Annotated in this window: 15 protein-coding genes; all 15 read right to left on the minus strand. The window is 65.7% G+C overall.

From position 1 onward, the window contains the following. Nucleotide 1: 1 nt before the first annotated feature. A complete protein-coding gene (gene nrdR, locus LJ760_RS10510) occupies nt 2-502 on the minus strand; it encodes a transcriptional regulator NrdR (protein ID WP_227922574.1) in 501 nt (166 codons plus the stop codon). A gap of 430 nt (nt 503-932) precedes the next feature. Beyond that, nucleotides 933-2,282: a histidinol dehydrogenase gene (hisD, locus tag LJ760_RS10515; RefSeq protein WP_227922577.1), complete on the minus strand. Its 1,350-nt coding sequence runs from the start codon at nt 2,280-2,282 to the stop codon at nt 933-935. 84 nt (nt 2,283-2,366) lie between these two features. Next, nucleotides 2,367-5,906 carry a DNA polymerase III subunit alpha gene (gene dnaE, locus LJ760_RS10520; RefSeq protein WP_227922578.1) on the minus strand — a complete coding sequence of 1,180 codons (3,540 nt, stop codon included), beginning with the start codon at nt 5,904-5,906 and terminating at the stop codon, nt 2,367-2,369. Between the two features lie 85 nt (nt 5,907-5,991). Then, nucleotides 5,992-6,927: an RluA family pseudouridine synthase gene (locus LJ760_RS10525; RefSeq protein ID WP_227922579.1), complete on the minus strand. Its 936-nt coding sequence runs from the start codon at nt 6,925-6,927 to the stop codon at nt 5,992-5,994. Beyond that, a complete protein-coding gene (gene lspA, locus LJ760_RS10530) occupies nt 6,924-7,517 on the minus strand; it encodes a signal peptidase II (RefSeq protein WP_227922582.1) in 594 nt (197 codons plus the stop codon). Before lspA ends, LJ760_RS10525 begins: the two co-directional genes overlap by 4 nt. Nucleotides 7,518-7,769: 252 nt before the next feature. Further along, a complete protein-coding gene (locus LJ760_RS10535) occupies nt 7,770-8,432 on the minus strand; it encodes a DivIVA domain-containing protein (protein ID WP_227922584.1) in 663 nt (220 codons plus the stop codon). 156 nt (nt 8,433-8,588) lie between these two features. Next, complete coding sequence (locus tag LJ760_RS10540; protein ID WP_227922585.1) at nt 8,589-8,879, minus strand: YggT family protein; 291 nt, start codon at nt 8,877-8,879, stop codon at nt 8,589-8,591. 63 nt (nt 8,880-8,942) lie between these two features. Further along, nucleotides 8,943-9,473, minus strand: a complete 531-nt coding sequence (locus tag LJ760_RS10545; protein WP_227922587.1) for a cell division protein SepF — start codon at nt 9,471-9,473, stop codon at nt 8,943-8,945. 106 nt (nt 9,474-9,579) lie between these two features. Then, nucleotides 9,580-10,338: a YggS family pyridoxal phosphate-dependent enzyme gene (locus LJ760_RS10550; protein ID WP_227922588.1), complete on the minus strand. Its 759-nt coding sequence runs from the start codon at nt 10,336-10,338 to the stop codon at nt 9,580-9,582. Nucleotides 10,339-10,388: 50 nt separating this feature from the next. After that, the gene (gene pgeF, locus LJ760_RS10555) at nt 10,389-11,111 is read right to left on the minus strand and encodes a peptidoglycan editing factor PgeF (RefSeq protein WP_227922589.1); all 723 of its coding nucleotides are present in this window, start codon (nt 11,109-11,111) and stop codon (nt 10,389-10,391) included. Between the two features lie 41 nt (nt 11,112-11,152). Continuing rightward, the gene (ftsZ, locus tag LJ760_RS10560; protein ID WP_227922592.1) at nt 11,153-12,352 is read right to left on the minus strand and encodes a cell division protein FtsZ; all 1,200 of its coding nucleotides are present in this window, start codon (nt 12,350-12,352) and stop codon (nt 11,153-11,155) included. A gap of 398 nt (nt 12,353-12,750) precedes the next feature. Beyond that, nucleotides 12,751-13,746 carry a cell division protein FtsQ/DivIB gene (locus tag LJ760_RS10565; protein ID WP_227922594.1) on the minus strand — a complete coding sequence of 332 codons (996 nt, stop codon included), beginning with the start codon at nt 13,744-13,746 and terminating at the stop codon, nt 12,751-12,753. Continuing rightward, the gene (gene murC / locus LJ760_RS10570; RefSeq protein WP_227922597.1) at nt 13,736-15,169 is read right to left on the minus strand and encodes a UDP-N-acetylmuramate--L-alanine ligase; all 1,434 of its coding nucleotides are present in this window, start codon (nt 15,167-15,169) and stop codon (nt 13,736-13,738) included. The genes LJ760_RS10565 and murC overlap by 11 nt, the downstream gene beginning before the upstream one ends. Continuing rightward, nucleotides 15,166-16,275 (minus strand): undecaprenyldiphospho-muramoylpentapeptide beta-N-acetylglucosaminyltransferase, encoded by a 1,110-nt coding sequence (murG, locus tag LJ760_RS10575; protein WP_227922598.1) that lies wholly within the window; start codon nt 16,273-16,275, stop codon nt 15,166-15,168. The genes murC and murG overlap by 4 nt, the downstream gene beginning before the upstream one ends. Continuing rightward, entirely contained in the window at nt 16,272-17,594 is a 1,323-nt protein-coding gene (ftsW, locus tag LJ760_RS10580; RefSeq protein WP_227922599.1) for a putative lipid II flippase FtsW, read from the minus strand. Before ftsW ends, murG begins: the two co-directional genes overlap by 4 nt. Nucleotide 17,595: the final 1 nt, after the last annotated feature.

The raw sequence follows: 17,595 nt of genomic DNA on the forward strand, positions 1-17,595 counted from the left end.
TTTACTGCGCGGTGAGCGGGCGCTGGGCGCCGGACGGGACCCGTCCCGAGTTTTCCCGGGCCTCGGTCCGCAGCTTCTCGATGGCGGTCTCGAAATCCTCGAGGGAGTCGAAGGACTGGTAGACACTGGCAAAGCGCAGGTACGCCACCTGGTCCAGCTTCTGCAGCGGAGTGAGGATGGCCAGCCCCACTTCGTGGGCATCGATCTCCGCTACCCCGCTGGCCCGGATGGATTCCTCCACTTCCTGGGCCAGCATGGCGAGGTCGTCTTCGCTCACGGGACGGCCCTGGCAGGCTTTGCGCACGCCGTTGATCACCTTGCTGCGGCTGAAGGGCTCTGCCACCCCGGATCGCTTGATCACGCTCAGGCTGGTGGTTTCCACTGTGGAGAAACGGCGCCCGCACTGCGGGCACTGCCGGCGGCGGCGGATCGCCGACCCGTCGTCGGCCAGGCGGCTGTCCACGACGCGGGAATCAGCGTTGCGGCAAAACGGACAGTACATGTCCCGTCCTTTCGCGAAGGGGCCTTATGGTGCTCTCACTATAGGGCCCGCCCTGCCGCATCGCCAAGTGCGTAACCACAACATGTAGTGCCGGCATTACTACATGTAGGTAGCGCCACGTGCCGGGCTGCGAAGCGCACGGGTCCGGGTTGCCGGGGCCCGGGCCGGAACCACTCCCGTTGAGGAAAAACCCACAGTTTGTCGCAATCCCTGCAGTTTGTCGCGATTCCTGCCTCGCGCGACGCAGGGATCAGCACAAACCGCAGGGGTCCGGACAAACCGAGGGGAAACCACGGCCCAGAAACACGTAGGCGGCAGGGTTAGGCGGCTTTAATATCCCGGCGAGCTCTGCGAGCAAGGGATTTCGTTGCCGCCGTTCCGGGCGCCGAAGCGTTCCAGGCTCCGAAGCCGCCCCGGCCTGACCCGTGCGCTATTCGAAGCGGATGCTGACGGCGTCGCCGTGCGCCGGCAGGTCTTCCGCCCGCGAGAGGGCCACGATGTCGGCGCTCACTTCCTCCAGCGCTTCGCGGTTGTAGTTGACCACCTGGATGGCACGCATGAAGGTGGTGACGTTCAGCCCGGAGGAAAAAGCCGCCGTGCCGCCGGTGGGCAGCACGTGGTTGGAACCGGCGCAGTAATCGCCCAGGCTGACGGGACTGTAGTCCCCCACGAAAATGGCACCGGCGCTCCGGACCCGTGCCGCCACGGCCTCGGCGTCGGCCGTCTGGATTTCGAGGTGCTCGGCGGCGTAGGCGTCGCAGACGGCAATGCCCTGCTCCAACCCGTCAACCAGGATTACCCCGGACTGGGCGCCGGAGAGGGCCGTGCGCACGCGTTCGCTGTGCTTGGTGTCTGCGACCTGTCGGCCCAGTTCCTCCCGGACCTTCCCGGCAAGCTGCTCCGACGCAGTGACCAGGACGGATCCGGCGTTGGGATCATGCTCGGCCTGGCTGACCAGATCCGCTGCGACCAGCCGGGCATCGGCCGTCTCGTCCGCCAGGACCATAATCTCGGTGGGACCCGCCTCGGAATCAATGCCGACCACGCCCTTGACCAATCGCTTGGCAGTCGCCACGAAAACGTTGCCGGGACCGGTCACCACATCTACGGGCAGGACGGCGGCATTGGCGTCGTCCGCAGGAACGCCGTAGGCAAACGCGGCAATAGCCTGGGCACCGCCCACAGCGTAGACCTCGTCAATGCCGAGCAGCTTGGCGGCGGCAAGGATGGTGGGGTGCGGCAGTCCGCCGAACTCCTTCTGCGGCGGAGAGGCCAGCGCCAGCGAGGCGACGCCCGCTTCCTGGGCAGGCACCACGTTCATCACCACGGAAGACGGATATACCGCCAGCCCGCCCGGAACATAGAGCCCTACGCGGGAGACGGGCATCCATTTGTGCGTCAGGACCGCACCGGGACGGATTTCCACCTCGGCATCGGCAGGGCGCTGGGCCCGGGCAAAGATCCGGGTGCGCTCGATAGCTGTTTCCAGGGCGGCACGCACGGCCGGGTCCAACTGCTCGAGCGCCGAGTCGAGCGCGGCCGCCGGCACCCGGACCTCCTGCTGGTCCACGCCGTCGAACCGCTGGGCCAGGTCCGTCAATGCGGTAAAGCCCCGCGTGCGGACATCGGTAATGATGGCGGAGACGGCGTCCGACGCGGCGTCGAACGTGGTTTCGGCCCGCGGCATGGCAGCCTTCAGCTCAGCGGGGCTGAGATGCTGCCCGCGCAGGTCAATCGTGCGGAAGGAATCAAAGGCTGCTGCGGGGCTGGATGAATTCACACCACCATTCTACCCAGCCCCGTTCACGGCCAGCGGCGAATATGTCGCCGGACGGAGCAATGACGCCGGGTCGCCCGGCCGGGCCTAGCCGTCCAGGCAGGCAGGGCCGAGCAGCACCTTCAGGTCACCGAACAGCGACGGAGTGGGGTTCACCCGCATGTCCACGCCCAGTTTCATCACTTCCACCGTGCGGGAGCCGTTGAGCCGGATCTGCACCTCGGAGGTACCCGGGTGCGTCCGCAGCACGTCGCCGAGCTGGGAGACCACTGTTTCCGTGGCCTTGTAGGTGGCCATGGAAATCACCACGGGTCCGGAATGGCCTTCGCTGAGGTCGGGGACGGTGAGTTCCTGCGCGTTCAGCGTGACGGCGCCGTCGTCGCGCCGCTGCAGCCGGCCGCGGACCACCACAATCAGGTCCTCGGCCAGGACCGCGGCAATCGGCCCGTACACCTGCCCGAAGAACATCACTTCCATGGACCCGGCAAGGTCCTCGATCTCGCAGCGGGCGTACGCATTGCCGCTGTTCTTGGCAATGCGCCGTTGCAGCGAGGTGATCATGCCCGCGATGGTGACTATGGCGCCGTCGGGCGGGCCTTCCTCCCCCACGATGTTGGTGATCGTGGAGTCCGCGTGCTGGCTGAGGATGCCTTCCAGGCCCTGCAGCGGATGGTCCGAGACGTAGAGGCCGAGCATGTCGCGTTCGAAGGAAAGCTTGTCCTTCTTTTCCCACTCCGGCAGGTCCGGAATATCGATGCTGATCGAGTCCTCGGGCTCCTGGTCGGAGATGGCGGCGAAGAGGTCGAACTGGCCTACGGCCTCGTTGCGTTTGAGCACCACAACGGAGTCGATCGCTTCTTCGTGGATCATTGCCAGCGGACGCCGGGCATGGCCCATCGAGTCGAAGGCACCCGCCTTGATCAGGGACTCGATGGTGCGCTTGTTGCAGACCACCGCCGGCACCTTCATCAGGAAGTCCTTGAAGTTGGTGTAGGCACCCTTTTCCTCACGGGCGGCGACCATGGCCTGCACCACGTTGGCACCGACGTTGCGGATGGCGCCCATGCCGAAGCGGATGTCCTTGCCGACAGGGGTGAAGTTCACCGACGATTCGTTCACGTCAGGCGGAAGCACCGTAATGCCCATCTTGCGGCATTCGTTGAGGTACAGGGCGAGCTTGTCCTTGTCATCGCCCACGGAAGTGAGCAGGGCCGCCATGTACTCGGCCGGATACTGGGCCTTCAGGTAGGCGGTCCAGTAGGAGACGACGCCGTAGGCCGCGGAGTGTGCCTTGTTGAAGGCGTAGTCGGAGAATGGCAGCAGGATGTCCCAGAGCGCCTTGATGGCCGCTTCGGAGTAGCCGCGGTCCACCATGCCCTGGTGGAAACCGGCGTACTGCTTATCCAGCTCCGATTTCTTCTTCTTGCCCATGGCACGGCGGAGGATATCTGCCTGGCCCAGCGAGAAGCCGGCCACCTTCTGGGCGATGGCCATAACCTGCTCCTGATAGACAATCAGGCCGTAGGTGGTGTTCAGGATTTCCGCGAGCGGTTCCTCGAGCTCCGGGTGGATCGGGGTGATTTCCTGCTGGCCGGTCTTACGCAGGGCGTAGTTCGTGTGCGAGTTCGCACCCATGGGACCCGGCCGGTACAGGGCGATGACAGCGGAGATGTCTTCGAAGTTATCCGGACGCATACTCTTGAGCAGCGACCGCATGGGCCCGCCGTCGAGCTGGAACACGCCCAGCGTGTCACCGCTGGCAAGGAGGTCGTAGGCTTCCTTCAAGTCCAGCGGCAGGTCTTCCAGGACCAGGTCCTCGCCGCGGTTCTTCTTGATGTTCTCCACCGCGTCGGAGACGATCGTCAGGTTCCTCAGGCCGAGGAAGTCCATCTTGATCAGCCCCAGGCCTTCACAGGTGGGGTAATCGAACTGCGTGATGACCTGCCCGTCCTGCTCGCGGCGCATGATCGGGATGATGTCGATCAGCGGGTCTGAAGACATGATCACACCGGCGGCGTGGACGCCCCACTGGCGCTTCAGGCCTTCAAGTCCCAGCGCAGTCTCGAACACACGCTGGGAATCGGGATCGGTGCGCAGCAGTTCGCGCAGCTCCTCGGCCTCCCCGTAGCGCTTGGCTTCCTTGTTGTGCACGTCGGCCAGGGACAGGCCTTTGCCCATTACGTCCGGCGGCATGGCCTTGGTCAGGCGCTCCCCGACCGAGAAGGGGTAGCCCATCACGCGGGAGGAGTCCTTCAGGGCCTGCTTGGCCTTGATGGTGCCGTAGGTGACGATCATGGCAACGCGCTCGTCGCCGTACTTCTCTGTGACGTAGTGGATCACTTCGGAGCGGCGCCGATCATCGAAGTCGACGTCGAAGTCAGGCATGGAGACGCGGTCCGGGTTCAGGAAGCGCTCGAAGATCAGGCCGTGCTGCAGCGGGTCCAGGTCGGTGATGCCCATCGCGTAGGCGGCCATTGAGCCGGCACCGGAGCCTCGGCCGGGGCCGACACGGATTCCGTTTTCCTTGGCCCAGTTGATGAAGTCGGCCACCACGAGGAAGTAGCCCGGGAAGCCCATCTGGGCGATGATGCCCACTTCGTAGTCGGCGCGCTTGCGCACGGCGTCGCTGATCCCGTTCGGGTAGCGGCGATGCAGTCCGGCTTCGACTTCCTTGACGAACCAGGACTCCTCGTTCTCACCCTCCGGCGTCGGGAAGCGCGGCATGTAGTTCGCCTTGGTATTGAATTCGACGTCGCAGCGCTCGGCGATGAGCAGGGTGTTGTCGCACGCGTCCGGGTGGTCGCGGAAGATGGCCCGCATTTCGTCCGGGGACTTGAGGTAGAACTCGTCGGCGTCGAACTTGAAGCGCTTGGGGTCGGCCAGCGAGGAGCCGGACTGGACGCACAGAAGCGCAGCATGCGCGGAGGCATCTTCGGCGTGGGTGTAGTGCAGGTCATTGGTGGCCACGAGGGGCAGCTGCAGCTCGCGGGCCAGCTTGATCAGGTCCGCCTGCACGTTGCGCTCAATGTCCAGCCCGTGGTCCATCAGCTCGCAGAAGAAGTTTTCCTTGCCAAAGATGTCACGGAAGTCCGATGCCGCCTGGACGGCTTCCCGGTACAGCCCCAGGCGCAGCTTGGTCTGGACTTCGCCGGAGGGGCAGCCGGTGGTGGCAATCAGCCCCTTGCCGTAGGTCTGCAGCAGGTCCCGGTCCATGCGGGGCTTGTAGAGGTAGCCTTCCAGCGAGGCCAGGGAGGACATCCGGAAGAGGTTGTGCATGCCCTCGGTGTTCTCGGCCCACATGGTCATGTGGGTGTAGGCACCGGCACCGGAAACGTCGTTCCTGCCGCCGTCGCCCCACTTCACGCGGGTCTTGTCCCTGCGCGCCGTACCGGGCGTCAGGTAGGCCTCCACACCGATGATCGGCTTGATGCCGGCACTGCGGGCCTTATTCCAGAAGTCGAAGGCGCCGAACACGAAACCGTGGTCGGTGGTTGCCAGGGCGTTCATGCCCAGCTCGTCGGCGTGGCTGAACAGATCCGTCAGCCGGGCAGCCCCGTCGAGCATCGAATATTCGGTGTGGTTGTGAAGATGGACAAACGATTTCGACGTACTAGTTGCTGAAGCCACCTGTACATTCTAGGCCCCGGCGCGCGGCGCGTCGGACGCCGCCGCGCCGGGCCGCGGGCACGTGTGCCGCGGCTCTCGAACGGGCCTAGACCTCGCCGCTGCGCAGGGCGTCGACGGCGTACTGCAGGTCCTGCGGGTACTCGCTGGTGAACTCCACGTACTCCCCAGAGGCGGGGTGGGTGAAGCCCAGTTTCCGGGCGTGCAGCCACTGTCGGGTCAGGCCAAGCTCAGCGGCCAGCTTTGCATCCGCACCGTAGGTCAGGTCGCCGGCGCAGGGATGGCGCAGGGCCGAGAAGTGGACGCGGATCTGGTGGGTGCGGCCGGTCTCCAGGTGCACCTCCACCAGCGAGGCCTTGCCAAAGGCTTCCAGCACCTCGTAATGCGTCACCGACGGCCGGCCGCCCTCCACGACGGCGAAACGCCAGTCGTAGCCGGGATGCCTGCCGATCGGAGCGTCAATGGTGCCCTTGAGCGGGTCGGGCAGCCCCTGGACCACTGCGTGGTACATCTTGTCCACGGTGCGGTCCTTGAAGGCCTGCTTCAGGAGTGTGTAGGCGTGCTCGGTCTTGGCAACCACCATGACCCCGGAGGTGCCGACGTCGAGCCGGTGGACAATGCCCTGCCGCTCGGGGGCGCCGGAGGTGGAGATCCGGTAGCCGGCAGCGGCCAGCGCCCCGACCACCGTTGGCCCCACCCAGCCGGGCGAGGGATGCGCGGCCACGCCTACCGGCTTGTCGATGACGACGAAGTGTTCGTCATCGGCCAGGATCAGCAGGTCGTCAACCGGTTCGACGACGACGGCCAGCGGGTCCCGCTGTTCCGGGACGTCCGCGGTGATTTCCTGCCCGGCGTGCAGCTTGTCCGATTTCGTCAGCACCTTGCCGTTGGAACTGAAGTAGCCGTCCGTGCACCAGGTGGCGGCGACGGAACGGGAGACGTCAAGCAGGCCTGCCACTACGGCGTCGGCCCGCTTGCCGTCGGCTTCCTCGGGGACTGCGAATACTGTGTGGAGCTCGTTCATCGTGTTGCCTCGTCGTCATTGCGCTGGTCTGTCGTAACTGTCTTGCCGGACGGCGTGCGTACGCCGTCCAGGCCGATTCCCCGCAGCGTGAGCAGGCAGACCAGGATCACGCCGGAGACCACGCAGGAATCGGCGATGTTGAAAATCGCGAAGTTCGGGAAGGCGATGAAGTCCACGACATGGCCTTGGCCGAAGGACGGTTCCCGGAAGAGCCGGTCGGTCAGGTTGCCCAGCGCGCCGCCGAGCACCAAACCCAGGGCCGTGGCCCAGGCCAGGGAGCGGACCCGGAACATCAGGTAGGCCAGGAAACCGGACACGAGCACCATGATGATCGTGAAGACCCAGGTGTAGTCGGTGCCGATCGAAAACGCTGCACCGGGATTGCGGATGAAGTGCCACCGCAGGATCGGGGGCAGGACATCGGTGATCTGGCCCTCGGCCATGGTGCTGACCACCCACAGTTTCGTGAGCTGGTCGGCGATAACGGCGATGACCGCCACGGCAAGCATGATGGCAGCGGGCTTGCCCCTGCGGGCACGGCTGCGTCCGGCTCCCGTGCTGTCCGGGGTCTGCGGTGAGGAAGGAGTCATGGTGCTTTCGTGATCGGAATGCCGGCGGGAATCAGGTGCCGGCTGAACTGCGCGGTGAAACGAATGTTCGTGCATAAAACCTAAGGGCCGTCGGCCGGGGTGACCCGGCCGCCGGCCCTTAGGTTTTATTCAGCTAATACCCTGCTTAACTTCTGCATTGTTCAGCTTCTTCAATAACTCGACTTCTGGAATGCCGGCTGCTGCCTGTACATCAGTTTAACCGATCTTCCAGGAGCGCCGTGCCCGAGGCAATTACGCGTCGGCGGTTTCCGAAGCTACGGAACCGCGTGCATCCAGATCGCGCAGCTGGCCTTCGATGTAAGCCTTCAGGCGTGAACGGTAGTCCCGCTCGAAGCCGCGCAGCTGCTCGACCTTGCGCTCCAGGACAGCCTTCTGCTGTTCCAGGGTGCTGAGGATCTTGCGGCTCTTCTCCTGGGCGTCGGTGACGAGGCCGCTGGCCTCGATCTGCGCTTCGGCGATGATCTTGTCGCGCTGCTCGATACCGGCACCGACATAGTCGTCGTGCATCTTCTGGGCCATGGCCAGGATGCCGGCAGCGGTCTCCGTGTTGTTGGCGGCGGGAGCCGGAACGGGCTCCGGCTTGGCCTCGACGGGTGCCGGACGCTCTTCTACGACCGGAGCTTCAACCTTCGGCTCGGGCTTGGGCTCTTCCGGAACCTTTTCGATCTTCGGTGCGGCGGCTACCGGAGCCGGGACCGAGTTCGCCGAAGCGGTGGACCCACCGGCTGCGGCTGCAGCCAGCTGGCTGCGGAGATCTTCGTTTTCGGAGTTCAGCCGGCGCAGTTCCACCACGATCTCGTCGAGGAAGTCATCGACTTCATCCTGGTCATAGCCTTCCCGGAACTTGGTCGGCTGGAACCGCTTGTTGACAACATCTTCTGGCGTCAGGGCCATCTGGTCACCTCATACTGGATTATAAGATTCGCCTGCGAGTCAAGCAGGCGGTTCTACGTAGAGAATTACGGACATACAAAAATGCAGGGTTGTATTCGGTTTCACACTATATCGTTTGGTTTCCGAAAACTAACCGGACCCCTGCGGCGCGGAACGCTAGCGCGCGACGCCGACGACAATCTGCGTGAGGATCGATACGAGGATAAACAGGACCAGGAAAGCAAGGTCCAGGGCCACTCCCCCAAGCCGCAGCGGCGGGATGATGCGCCTGAACAGCCGGACGGGCGGGTCGGTAACACCATATACGCCGGTAGCGAGCACGAGTGCCGGCCCCTTTGGCCGCCACTGCCGGGCAAACATCTGCACGGCGTCGTACACGATCCGCAGGATGAGGGCGAGCTGGAAGAGCACCAGCACCAGGTACACCAGGGGAAGAATGATATTCACGCGCAGGGTTTCATTTCCGAAGTCGGTCGGCAGCCCCCGCGGCCCGTCGGTGCGGGCCTTGGGCTAGCTCTGGTTGAAGAAAGTGGACTGTGATTCACTGATCTTCTTGTCGTCGCCCAAAACCTCAACGTAGGACGGTGAGAGCAGGAAGACCTTGTTGGTGACACGCTCAATGCTACCGCGCAGGCCGAAAACGAGGCCGGCGGAGAAATCAACGAGGCGCTTGGCGTCCGCTTCTCCCATATCGGTGACGTTCATGATGACGGGGATGCCGTCACGGAAGCTCTCACCGATGATCTTGGCGTCGTTGTAGGAGCGGGGGTGGACGGTGGTGATCTGACGCAGGCCGGATACGTCCTCACGGGACGACGGGGCACGCTTGATGGGTGTCACGGGTGCGCGGTACTCCTCCACTGCATTACGGACGACGGGGGCAGGAACCGCTTCCGGCGCTTCCTCATCGGGCTCATGGACGGGAGCAAAGTCTTCCTCCCGGGCAGGGGCTTCCCGCAGGTGCCGCTGTTCGGACTCGTAGTGCTCGTCACCGTCGGCGAGCCCAAGGTAGATCATTGTCCTGCGCATTGCGCCAGCCATGGTTGCTCCTCTTAATCCTTCAACGCCTAGCTGCCCATTACTGTACTGTTACTGCACGGTACTGCAGGGTGCTGCGCGGCGGCTGTATGGTGTTCGTACTTTGACGCTACCGTACCGGCGGGCGCGGGCCCAGAACATCGGACCCGATTCTCAGGTGTGTCGCCCCGTGTGCGAGGGCGGCCTCGAGGTCGGAACTCATGCCGGCGGAGATGCTTCGCGCCCCTGGATGCTGCGCCTGCAACTGCCCCGAAAGTTCCCGGAGGCGCGCGAAGGCCTCCCCGGCATCCGCGCCGAGCGGCGCAACGGCCATCAGCCCGGACAGGAGCAGCCCCGGAGTAGCGGCAACGGTCTCGGCCAGAAGCGGCAGATCCTCGGGCAGCGCTCCCCCGCGGCCGGGATCCGCAGCCCGTGCGGCATCGTCCCGCAAATCCACCTGGAGGAAGCAGGACAGGTCCCCGCGTGGAGCCAGCCCTTCGGATTCACGGCGCCGCTGCTCTGCTGCCATCGCCTTGCCCAGTGCAGTCACCAGGGAACGGCGGTCCACCGAGTGGACGGAGGCGGCGTAACGCACCACGGACTTTGCCTTATTCGACTGCAGCTGGCCGATGAAGTGCCAGTCCAGGTCCAGGTGCGCCAGGTCAGCGGCCTTTGCGGCAGCTTCCTGGTCCTTGTTCTCGCCCACGTCCCGGACTCCCAGCCCGGCGAGGATCCCGACGTCGGAGGCGGGGAAATACTTGGTAACCACAATCAGGTGCGGTTCTGCGGCACCGGCGGGGCGCTCGGCTGCGGCGATGCGGTTCCGGACGCGCTGCAGCCTGTCCCGCAGCTCATCGGCGCGGGTGGGATTCTCGGATATTGAAGTCATGGTCTTTCCATTATCTCCGGCCCGCCGGCCTTCGATGCGCCGGTGTGGATTCAGGAACGCTGCCAGATCACGCCGGCGAACCGTCCGGTGGCGGGGTCCCGGCGGTGGGAAAACAGCTGGTCGTTCTCCAGGGTGCAGCCCTCGACCCGTTCTACTGATACCCCCAGGGCTAGGAGCTGCGCCTGGGCTCCCGCGGGAAGATCGAGCGCGGGGGTCCCGCTGCGGGTTACTGCGTCAGTAGCCGGCAGCAGGGCAACCGATTCGCCCTGCATGGCAGCCGGAACCTCGTAGCACTGCCCGCACACGCAGGGTCCTATCCAGGCCCGGAGCCCGGTTCCGCCGGCGGAACGCATCCGGTCGACGGCGACGGGCAGGATGTTATCCAGCAGGCCGCGGCGGCCGGCATGCACGGCGGCGGTAACCGGCCTCCCGTCCGGGCCGGCACCGGCCAGCAGGACCGGCACGCAGTCGGCAACCATGACCGCCAGCGGGGCTGCGCCGTCGGCGCTGATTAGGCCGTCCGCCGTGGGAGCACCGGAGCCGGGGCCTGCTGCTTCTGCCACCAGTGCGGAATGGACCTGGTTCATAAACCGCAGGGAGCCCGGACGGACGCCCATCGCGGACTCGAGTTCCGCACGCCGCTTCAGGACCGCATCCGGGTCATCCCCCACATGCAAAGCGAGGTTGCCCGCGGACGCGTTGGTGAATCCCGCCCACAGGTTGTCGCCAACCTGGCGGTGCCACCAAAACATCCGGGACAACCCCGCTGTCATGCTCAGCTGTTCTTGCTTTGCTGTTCTGCCTGCCGGTCTTCCTACTTCAGGAAGTCCGGCACGTCCAGGTCATCCGGACGGCCGGTGGACAGATCCGATTCCACGACTGCCGGAAGATCGATGTCGAAGCCGGCGTCGGCCGGGACATCACTGTGCTGGTGCGACCGCTGGGACCAGGCCGACAGGCCTGCGGAAGCCGGAGCGGCAGCCCCGAAGCCGCCTGCAGCCGCTGCCGAGGCAGGCGGCGTGGCCGGCTCGGCCGGCTTGTTGTGCTGCGCCGGCTGCGAGGTGACATCCACCTGGTCGAAGCCTGCCGCAATAACGGTGACCCGCGCTTCGTCGCCCAGGGCGTCGTCAATGACGGCGCCGAAGATGATGTTGGCTTCGGGGTGGGCAACTTCCTGGACCAGGCGCGCTGCCTCGTTGATCTCGAACAGGCCGAGGTCGGAACCGCCCTGAATGGAGAGCAGCACGCCGTGGGCGCCGTCGATCGAAGCTTCGAGCAGAGGAGAAGCTATTGCCAGCTCGGCAGCCTTGACTGCACGGTCCTCGCCGCGGGCCGAACCGATACCCATGAGCGCCGAGCCTGCACCCTGCATAACCGATTTCACGTCCGCGAAGTCGAGGTTGATCAGGCCCGGGGTGGTGATCAGGTCGGTAATGCCCTGAACACCGGAGAGCAGGACCTGGTCCGCGGAGCGGAAGGCATCCAGCATGGAGACGTTGCGGTCACTGATGGACAGCAGTCGGTCATTCGGGATGACGATCAGCGTGTCGACTTCGTCGCGCAGCGTATCGATACCGGATTCGGCCTGGTTGGAGCGGCGCCGGCCTTCGAAGGTGAAGGGACGGGTAACCACGCCGATGGTCAGGGCGCCGAGCGAACGGGCGATCCGGGCGACGACGGGAGCGCCGCCGGTACCGGTTCCGCCACCTTCGCCTGCGGTCACGAAGACCATGTCCGCTCCGCGAAGGACTTCCTCGATCTCCTCGGCGTGGTCCTCGGCGGCCTTGCGGCCGACCTCGGGATCAGCGCCGGCGCCCAGGCCACGCGTGAGTTCGCGGCCGACGTCGAGCTTGACGTCGGCGTCGCTCATCAGCAGTGCCTGTGCATCGGTGTTGATGGCGATGAACTCCACGCCGCGGAGGCCTACATCGATCATCCGGTTTACGGCGTTCACGCCACCGCCGCCGATGCCGACGACCTTGATGACGGCCAAGTAATTCTGCGGTGCTGCCACGTCCTGTGTCCCTTGTTCGAATCTCTGCAACTTTTATGTTTTCGCAGCTGCGTTCATTCTGCAGCTGCATGTGTCTTGCTGAACCGGCCTGCGTACAAACCGGTTCCCGGCCGCCGACGCCCCCGTGGTTTCCAGCGGAATCCCGGAGATCTCCACTGGACGCCCGGCCGAAAACCTTGAACCTACACAACCCTAACCCTCAACTTGAGGGTTATAGTTATGTCAAGTAATCCATTACTTGAGACGCTATGGGGCCAGCGCCGCTTCCGCAAATACCGCCCCCGCGTGTCGGAGGATTCTTTCGTCACGCCCGCGGCACGCTACCTGCTCCGCCCCCTGGGGATCCCCTCAGGGAGGCTCAGGTCCGGCACCTGGTTTTCAGCCGTCCTCCGCGCCGCTCAACGTGTCACCGGACGGTCGGGGGTACTGACGTCGTAAACCTGCACCGGCGGATCGGACGGCTCCATCTTCAGGAGCGCCTCAAGCACCCGCGCCTTTGCCTCGTTGGCATCGGCACTCCCCCAGAATACTGTCTGCCCGCTCTTAAGCTTCAGTTCGACCGAATCCAGCGTCTGGGCGGAGGCGTTCTCCAGCCGGCCAAGAACCTCCGGCGGCAGCGCCGCCAGTACGGCCGTAATACTGGGGAAGACACTCGCGTGAATGGCTTCGCTTCCGCCCGCGATAAGCGGAAGGGCGACCGCTGCCCGGTCAGCCGCTACTGCCAGCCGGCGACCCTCTTCGTCGATGAGGACATGCGTGTCGCCGTCCTGCAGTACGGCCACCGGAATGCGTTCGGTGACCGTAACCACCAGGGTGGACGGCGGCTGTGCTGCGACCTCGACCTTTTCGATTTCCGGGCGGTCTTTCAGCAGCCCTTCCACGTCGGCGTCGGAAATGGTGGGCAGGGTCTGCCCCTTCAACGGTTCCAGCGCTGCTTCAGCCTGTTCACGGGGCAGCAGCATGGTGCCCTCGACCACTACGGTCTTCAGGGCAAGCATCGGTGAGAAGAACAGCAGGGCAAAGAACAGTGCGGTGACGGACAGCGCGGAGCCGACCGTGATCCATGCTGCCCTGCGCCGCCGCTTGCCGGGCGGTTCCGGAAATGCCAGGACCGTTCCGTCGCTGCCTGCGCTGTAGGCACCCGGCACCGGGAACTTGTCTCCGGAGCGCCGGCTGCCGGCAAAGCGGCGCGGGGCCTTGTCGGCCGGAGCGCCCGCAGGCTTCCCTGCGGGTTTCCCCTTCCCCGCCGGCTTCGCCTTGGACGCGCCGGCAGCAGGCCGGACGACGGTGGAACCGGCGGCAGACCTGTCTGCGACCGCCTGGTCTTCCGGATCCAGGGCACGTGTGGCCGTAATGGTCTCGTCGTCGCTCCCGGAGCGTTTCCTACCGGCCATTGGCGGCTTTCCCCGCTCCGGCGGCTGAACGGGCCGGAACGGCGGCCAGGCGGGCAACCAGTTCGGATCCGAGCACGGTGACGTCACCGGCGCCGACGGTCAGGATGATGTCTCCCTCGTCGGCGCTGTCTGCAACTTGGGCCACCGCGCGTTCCGGACTGTCGGCATAGCCGCCCGGGACGTGCAGCCGGGAGGTGATCAGCTCACTGGTGACGCCTTCAATCGGATCTTCCCGTGCCGGATAGATGTCCAGGACGGTGGCGGTATCGGCCAGATCCAGGGCGGCCGCGAACTCGGCCGCAAAGTTGCGGGTGCGGCTGAACAGGTGCGGCTGGAACAAGACGTGCACCCGGTGCCCTCCGGCCACTGTGCGGGCAGCCTTCAGTGCGGCGTCGACTTCGGTGGGATGGTGGGCGTAATCGTCGAACACCTGCACGCCGCGTGCGCTGCCGCGGGATTCGAACCGCCGGGCGGCCCCGGAGAACGTAGCCAGCCCCGCTGCGGCCACCCGGGGATCAACGCCCAGTTCCAGGGCGACGGCAAAGGCGGCAGCCGCGTTCAGGATGTTGTGCGCGCCCGGAACCTGCAGGACAAGCTGCACCTCGCCGTCGCGGCCGTCCACGTTGTACTGCAGGGTGCTGGCCGAGCCGGCACCGGCCGGACGGGTGTCCGTGACCCGCACGTCCGCGCCGGCCGCGTAACCGTAGGTGGCGACCCGGACGCCCGGGCAGCGTTCAACGAGGGCTACGGCACCGGCGTCGTCCGCACAGGCCACAAGCAGCCCCTCCGCCGGCAGCAGCGCCGTGAAGGCGTCGAAGGAGGCGAAGACCGCTTCCTCCGTGCCGTAGTGGTCCAGGTGGTCGGCCTCGACGTTGGTGACCACGCTGATCCGCGGATTGTAGTTGAGGAAGGAACCGTCCGATTCATCGGCTTCCGCCACGAAGACCGGTCCCGCCCCGTGGGCGGCATTGACGCCAAGGGCGGCAACGTCGCCGCCGATGGCGAAGGAAGGATCCAGTCCGGCCTCCCGCAGCATCACGGTCACCATGGCCGTGGTGGTGGTTTTGCCGTGGGTACCCGCCACCGCAATGAGGTCCTGCTCGCCCATGGCCGCGGAGAGCGCCACTGAGCGGTGGATGATCCGCAGCCCGCGGGAACGCGCCGCCGCAAGTTCCGGATTCTGCTCGCGGATGGCCGTTGACACGACTACCGTGTCGGCGCCCGCAACGTGTGCGGCGTCGTGCCCCACAAACACCTCGGCCCCCAGCGTTTCAAGGGCACGCAGTCCCTGCGAGTCCTTGGAATCGGAGCCGGAGACTTCAATGCCCTGGGCCAGGAGTACCCGGGCAACGGCCGACATACCGGCACCGCCCAGGCCGATGAAGTGTACTTTCCCAAGGTCTGTCGGGTTCAGCCGGTTCATGCCTTTGACCTATCGCTTGCTTCGAGGATGAATGCAGCCATCCGGGAGTCCGCGTCACGGATGCCCAGCGCCGACGATGCTTTTGCCATGGCTTCCAACGCCGCCGGATCGGCCAGCAAAGGTATCAGCCTGTCGGAAATCCACTCGGCTGTGAAGAGGGCATCGGCAACCGTAAGCGCCCCGCCGGCAGCCACGAGGGCTTCGGCGTTGAGTGCCTGTTCGCCGTTGCCGTGCGGCAGCGGAACCAGGACGGCAGGCAGCCCCACTGCGCTGATTTCGCAGACGGTTCCTGCCCCGGAGCGGGCCAGCAGCAGGTCCGCAGCCGCGTAGGCCTGCTCCATGCCGTCGACGTACTCCACCTGCGTGTAGCCGCGGGCGGCGATCGGTTTTCCGTCGGCGTCCACCAGGGACTTTCCACGGCCGGTGATGTGCAGTGTCTGGATGCCGGCCGCAGCCAATGCCGGAAGGGCCTGTTCCACGGCCCGGTTGATGCTTGCGGCTCCGGAAGAACCTCCGGTCACCACCAGCGTGGGCCGGTCCTGCTCCAGCCCCAGCGCGGACCGTGCGGCATTCCGCGCAGCGTTGCGGTCCAACCCCGAGATTTCCCGGCGCATGGGCATGCCGACCCACGTCGCCCGGGGCAGGCTGGTGGATTCGAAGGCCACGCCCGTCACGGCCGCGAAGCGGGCACCCACACGGTTGGCCAGCCCGGGACGCGCGTTGGCCTCGTGCACGATCACGGGAAGCGAACGGCGGCGTGCCGCCAGGTACACCGGCGTGGAAACGTAGCCGCCCACACCCACAACGACGTCGGCCTGTGCGGAGTCCAGAATCTCGCCGGCCTGCCGCACGGCACGGACTAGCCGGCCCGGCAGTTTCACCAGGTCCGCGGAAGGCCGCCGGGGCATGGGGACCCGGTCAATGGTGGCCAGCTCATAGCCAGCTGCGGGCACCAGGCGTGTTTCCATTCCGGACGCGGTCCCCACCACTGTGATGCGGGCGTCGGGGCGCAGTGCCGTAACGGCATCTGCAATGGCCAGGAGAGGGCTGATGTGCCCGGCGGTGCCGCCTCCGGCCAGGACTACGGAGAGGGAAGGCTGCGTCATGGAGCTGTTGGTTCACTTTCGGGGATTTTACGGGCAAAGGAAAGCAGGACGCCGACGGCGGCGAGCGTGAAGGTCAGCGAGGAGCCGCCATACGAAATGAACGGCAGCGGTACGCCGATGACGGGAAGCAACCCGGTCACCATCGCAATGTTCACGGAGGCCTGGCCGATGATCCAGACCAGGATGGCGCCGCAGACAATGCGGATGAACGGGTCGGTGTGGCGCATGGTGACCCGGACCGTCGCGACCGCGAGGACGGCAAAGAGGCTAACGACGACGAGCGTTCCCAGCAAGCCGAACTCCTCGCCGATAATGGCGAAGATGAAGTCGTTGTGGGCTTCCGGGATCCAGTTCCATTTCTGTCGGCTCTGGCCGATGCCCACTCCCAGCCAGCCGCCGGAGGCCAGCGCGTACATGCCGGCGTTGGCCTGGTCGCAAAGGCCGGTGCTGCAGTCCAGCTGGAGCCAGGCGCTGATCCGGCTGGAACGGTTGCTGCTCACCAGGGACATCAGTACCGCTCCCACGGCTGCTCCGCCCGCAAGGACGCCCAGGAAGCGCAGCGGGGCACCGGCGAAGAACAGGGCGGCAACCATGATCATGCCCATCACGATCACGGTGCCGAGGTCGCTTCCGAGCATAACCAGGAGGATCAGGAGCCCGCCGCCGGGCACGACCGGAATAAGGGCGTGCTTCCATTCGTTGATCAGCCGCCCCTTCCGGGACAGGACCGCCGCGAACCAGATGGCCATGGCCAGCTTCGCGGCTTCGGAGGGCTGACCCGTGATGGGCCCGATCTCGATCCAGTTCTTGTTGCCGTTGACTTCCTTGCCGATCACCAGCACAAGCACCAGCAGGAGGACGGCAACGCCGTAAAGGAGCCAGGAGAGGAAGCGGTAGTGGGGCGGCCCGAGCCGCGAGAGCCCCAGCATGGCCACAACGCCCGCCGCAGCGAACATGGACTGCTTCAGGAACAGATCGAACGTCGTAGCCGCGCCTGCATCGCTGCCGGCAGCGGCGGCAATGGATTCCACCGAGGATGCCGAAAGCACCATCATCAGGCCGATGGCGGTCAAAGCCAGGGTGGCGCCGAGGATCGTGTAGTAACTGGAGCCGGTGGCGCTGCGTCCGCTGCCCTCGAGGAAGACGAGGAAACGTTCAAGGCGCGACGCCGGTTTGGCCGGCTTGGGCGCTGCCTTGCCGGCCGGGGTCTTCCCCGGAGCGGTTTTCGGTGTCACCGCGCCCGTGCCGGTATTGGCTGTGGCCGCTGGGTTCCGGCGCAGGACCGGTTTGCGTTTGCTGCCGGTGGGCGTGGTGACCAAT

The organism is Arthrobacter sp. zg-Y895 (assembly GCF_020731025.1).
In the GTDB taxonomy this organism is placed as follows: domain Bacteria; phylum Actinomycetota; class Actinomycetes; order Actinomycetales; family Micrococcaceae; genus Arthrobacter_B.

What these genes read in the sequence shown, in the direction of transcription:
- nrdR (WP_227922574.1), bottom strand. Translation starts at nt 502, where the DNA reads ATGTACTGTCCGTTTTGCCGCAACGCTGATTCCCGCGTCGTGGACAGC.
- LJ760_RS10525 (WP_227922579.1), bottom strand. Translation starts at nt 6,927, where the DNA reads ATGAACGAGCTCCACACAGTATTCGCAGTCCCCGAGGAAGCCGACGGC.
- lspA (WP_227922582.1), bottom strand. Translation starts at nt 7,517, where the DNA reads ATGACTCCTTCCTCACCGCAGACCCCGGACAGCACGGGAGCCGGACGC.
- LJ760_RS10535 (WP_227922584.1), bottom strand. Translation starts at nt 8,432, where the DNA reads ATGGCCCTGACGCCAGAAGATGTTGTCAACAAGCGGTTCCAGCCGACC.
- LJ760_RS10545 (WP_227922587.1), bottom strand. Translation starts at nt 9,473, where the DNA reads ATGGCTGGCGCAATGCGCAGGACAATGATCTACCTTGGGCTCGCCGAC.
- LJ760_RS10550 (WP_227922588.1), bottom strand. Translation starts at nt 10,338, where the DNA reads ATGACTTCAATATCCGAGAATCCCACCCGCGCCGATGAGCTGCGGGAC.
- pgeF (WP_227922589.1), bottom strand. Translation starts at nt 11,111, where the DNA reads ATGACAGCGGGGTTGTCCCGGATGTTTTGGTGGCACCGCCAGGTTGGC.
- LJ760_RS10565 (WP_227922594.1), bottom strand. Translation starts at nt 13,746, where the DNA reads ATGGCCGGTAGGAAACGCTCCGGGAGCGACGACGAGACCATTACGGCC.
- murC (WP_227922597.1), bottom strand. Translation starts at nt 15,169, where the DNA reads ATGAACCGGCTGAACCCGACAGACCTTGGGAAAGTACACTTCATCGGC.
- murG (WP_227922598.1), bottom strand. Translation starts at nt 16,275, where the DNA reads ATGACGCAGCCTTCCCTCTCCGTAGTCCTGGCCGGAGGCGGCACCGCC.